The organism is Pararcticibacter amylolyticus, assembly GCF_003130405.1.
Classification (GTDB): Bacteria; Bacteroidota; Bacteroidia; order Sphingobacteriales; family Sphingobacteriaceae; genus Arcticibacter; species Arcticibacter amylolyticus.
The window spans coordinates 18,908-22,077 of sequence record NZ_QEAS01000031.1; the positions used below are offsets into that span (position 1 = coordinate 18,908).

A 3,170-nucleotide genomic window follows, 5' to 3' on the forward strand; every position below is an offset into this window, starting at 1 on the left:
AGGTAATCGCATATTTTTCACCCCATTCGTCGATGAAGCCAACATGAGCGATGCGGCCCTTTTCCGGAAAGTAGAGACCAAAGACATCTCCGGTTTGCGGAAGACCTGTTGGCTCTTGCGGCTTCGCCCTTTTCAACTTTGAACTTTCCACCTTCAACTCTCTCCCCCAGACAACCTTACCCGAAGGAAAAAACTGCGGGCAGTAGCCGCTGCGCGGGTTAGCAATGCCGGCCTGGTCGAGACACCAGGAGACATACGCTGCACACCAGGGATCACCGGGCTTTAGCCCAACGTAGCGCAGATAGGCCTCTACCTGCGGGCCATCGTTGCGGTTGGTGGCTTCTCGGACTCCGAGCTGGGAGAGATAGATCGCGCGGAGGCACTCCGTCTGCGTGCCCGCCGGAAGCCTGGATGCTGAGAAAGAGACTATTCCGAAGGAAAAAACCGAGAGAATGATGATTATAGTTTTCATGTTAAGTTATAGTGTGGGTATGATTTTTGTATATTTGTCATTATGGCAACATTGACGGTTAACATTGACAATGAGCGTGATCTGGCCGCATTAAAAGATTTCTTAATGCGGTTGGGAATGAAGTATCATATTACAGGTGAGGCTGATTATTCTGATGAATTTAAGTTAACGCTGGACAACAGATATGAAGAATACAAGGAGGGTAAAGTTACAATGATAAGTGCCGGTGAAAGCCAGAACAGAATTCAGCAACTGCTGACCGGCACCTCTAACAATGAACTTTAATTACACCTTACATCCTGCAGCACAAAAGGAATACGAGCAATCAGTAAAATGGTACTTAAAACGAAGCCTGAAAGTAGCATCAAGATTTGTTCAGACAGTTGAAAATGGATTTGACTTAATATGTGCAAGTCCCTACTTGTGGCCTCATAAATATAAACACTATCGGGAGTATCATTTAAAAAAGTATCCTTTTACTATTGTATATTCGATAGAACCGACTCGTAATCTTGTCGTTATTATCGCTATTTACCATCAAAAAAGGGCTCCGGAGAAAAAATTCCGATAACTCTCTTTATCCTGCCAGGGCTGTTAACGTAAACACCATGCCGAACAGCAGCAGCATATAAAATCCTAAATAGATCAATACCTTCTGCAGCTGCGTCAGCGAACGGAAATTCCCTTCAAACTGCACTTCCGAATATTCGGCAAATACCGGCCAGATGATGCGGATCGCCATCCAGGTGACGGCCTTGAACACCAGGAACGTCAGCACAGCCATAATCACAATACTGAGGATCCCCGGGTCCAGCGGCGCCGACGTGACATCGATATGCCGGCACAGAAAAGGAAACAATAGAAATAAAACGAGTGACAAAAAGATCATAGAGCCTTCGTGTTGAAGGGAACGGAATATGAGTTTCATTTTTGAGTTAAAAGTTAAAAGTGAAAAGTAAAAAGTGGTAATTGTTATCAGCCTTCAGCAGTCAGCTATCGGCTTCCGGCGTGACGGGCGAAGAATACTAAAGCGCTTTACAGGAAGCTGATGGCTGACAACTGATTGCTAAAAGCCAACAGCTATTTCCCCCAAATACTCACTGTTTGACGATCTCTTGCTTCCCTGGTTGGTGAAGAAGAACCAGGCATGCATTTGCTGGCCCACCAGCGGAGAGGGGAGATCTGCTTTCAGTTGCTCATCGCGGCGGATCTCGCCATTGCGGCAGATGAGGCAGACCTTCGCTTTGGGGAACAGCAGCACCAGGATCGCTTCATCTTCATCCCGGCAGAAGAAAGTGTTCCGGGCATGAAACCCGCGATTAATCCATGACACTGTCAGGCGGGTACCGTTCAGGTCGAGCCTGAGGCCGGGCGCCTGGTTCAAAGTTCCGCGGCAGATCCGGATATTCTGGTAGTCGATCTCTACCCCCGAAGAAAAGCGGTCGAAACCATTGATCATCATCGAGGCGAACGCCGATCCGAAAGCCGTTTTCTTAGTATACTTCCGGCTTTCCCATGTTTCGTCGATCAGGCTGCGCAATGGCAGAAGGGTCTGATTCGTTAACCGGAGCTTCTCGCGCACCAGCAATTGGGCGGCAGAGGGTGGAGGGAGAACATTCCTGGATGGATTGCGGACGAAAGTCCTTTTTTTGCCTGCGCAGAAAATCATACCCGCAAACGTGCCCGACAAAAGGCCTTTTATAATTCTTGCCATGATAGTAAGTTCTATGAGTGATACATAGTGACCGGCCTGATCCGGCCGGTCACTGATTAAAATCAGAACGCTGTTACAGATCCAGCGTAGACACTTTCAGAATTCTTCTTGTTACCCTGATCGGTAAAGAAGATATACACGTGGATCGTGTGGGATGCAAGCGAATCCGGGAAGTGGAGGTCCAGCTTCTGGTCGCCGCGCACGGCTTTCCCCAGGCTGACGAGCTTAACTTTGGCTGTTGCATCATAAGCCACGACCATCACCTTATCGGAAAGCGTTTGCTCAGAGGCATCTTCCATCAGGTCCCAGGTAATGCTGATGGTGTTCGCAACCTCACTGACCACCGAGACGGCCAATGGCGGATCGAGCCTGCCTTTGCTGAATACCACAGATGCGTAGTCGATAGCAAGATCGGGATAAGCGCCGGTTACTGCCAGCTTATTTGCCCTGGTGGCAAGGTTGAACGCAGTTGCCCGGCTTTGGTCTAAATGCTGAAAACCCAGGTTGATCTCTTTCTCAAACCTCGCCAGGAAATCCACCAGGAGTGTGAATATTGCCCGGCGCGCCACCTGCAGTTCCGAGGGTGTCTTTTTCCCCGTTTTCGCAAGAGACCTGAGATAATGGATTGCCCGCCAGTTAGCGGCTACTACGTTGTCTATTTTTCCTGAAATGGTGCCTATGACACCCGGCTTTAATTCTGCCATTTTTTTTAAAAATTTAAAATTTAGAAATACGCCTTTCCTTTTTGGTCACCCCTGCAGAAAGCCCCAGGGGAACAACAAATTGTTTGTACCGGTACGTCCTTGTTGATAGACCAAACGTAGGGCGATGGCCGCCCGGGGGCAATTTTACCCCCTGAACTTTCCACTTTTTTCCGCTTTTCTTCCACTTTAGTGGAACTTTTTTACCGGCTGTCGCCGATAGCTGTTGGTTGTTGGAAGTTGGCTATTAGCTTTCTTTAAACTTTAAACTTTTACTTCTGCC

At 48.2% G+C, this 3,170-nt stretch carries 5 protein-coding genes and 1 pseudogene; 2 read left to right on the forward strand and 4 right to left on the reverse strand.

Annotated elements, in window-relative coordinates; translation table 11 throughout:
* A pseudogene (locus DDR33_RS26060) lies at window positions 1–472 on the reverse strand (hypothetical protein); the annotation flags it as partial.
* A gap of 42 nt (window positions 473–514) precedes the next feature.
* Between DDR33_RS26060 and DDR33_RS23565 the strand changes: the two are divergent.
* A complete protein-coding gene (locus tag DDR33_RS23565; RefSeq protein ID WP_109418263.1) occupies window positions 515–757 on the forward strand; it encodes a DUF2683 family protein in 243 nt (80 codons plus the stop codon).
* Window positions 747–1,043, forward strand: a complete 297-nt coding sequence (locus tag DDR33_RS27020) for a type II toxin-antitoxin system RelE/ParE family toxin (protein WP_109418264.1) — start codon at window positions 747–749, stop codon at window positions 1,041–1,043. Before DDR33_RS23565 ends, DDR33_RS27020 begins: the two co-directional genes overlap by 11 nt.
* Window positions 1,044–1,049: 6 nt before the next feature.
* Here the strand turns inward: DDR33_RS27020 and DDR33_RS23575 are convergent, their stop codons facing one another.
* From DDR33_RS23575 to DDR33_RS23585, 3 genes are all read right to left on the reverse strand, one after another.
* On the reverse strand, window positions 1,050–1,400 hold the full coding sequence (locus DDR33_RS23575; protein WP_109418265.1) for a hypothetical protein: 351 nt from the start codon (window positions 1,398–1,400) through the stop codon (window positions 1,050–1,052).
* A 138-nt stretch (window positions 1,401–1,538) separates the two neighbouring features.
* Window positions 1,539–2,186 (reverse strand): DUF6266 family protein, encoded by a 648-nt coding sequence (locus DDR33_RS23580; RefSeq protein WP_146198838.1) that lies wholly within the window; start codon window positions 2,184–2,186, stop codon window positions 1,539–1,541.
* Between the two features lie 62 nt (window positions 2,187–2,248).
* Window positions 2,249–2,890: a DUF6266 family protein gene (locus tag DDR33_RS23585; protein WP_109418267.1), complete on the reverse strand. Its 642-nt coding sequence runs from the start codon at window positions 2,888–2,890 to the stop codon at window positions 2,249–2,251.
* Between the last annotated feature and the right edge of the window lie 280 nt (window positions 2,891–3,170).

Bases quoted from the DNA above. Each gene is read 5' to 3' on its own strand.
- DDR33_RS23565 (WP_109418263.1), top strand. From the start codon at position 515: ATGGCAACATTGACGGTTAACATTGACAATGAGCGTGATCTGGCCGCA.
- DDR33_RS27020 (WP_109418264.1), top strand. From the start codon at position 747: ATGAACTTTAATTACACCTTACATCCTGCAGCACAAAAGGAATACGAG.
- DDR33_RS23575 (WP_109418265.1), bottom strand. From the start codon at position 1,400: ATGAAACTCATATTCCGTTCCCTTCAACACGAAGGCTCTATGATCTTT.
- DDR33_RS23580 (WP_146198838.1), bottom strand. From the start codon at position 2,186: ATGGCAAGAATTATAAAAGGCCTTTTGTCGGGCACGTTTGCGGGTATG.
- DDR33_RS23585 (WP_109418267.1), bottom strand. From the start codon at position 2,890: ATGGCAGAATTAAAGCCGGGTGTCATAGGCACCATTTCAGGAAAAATA.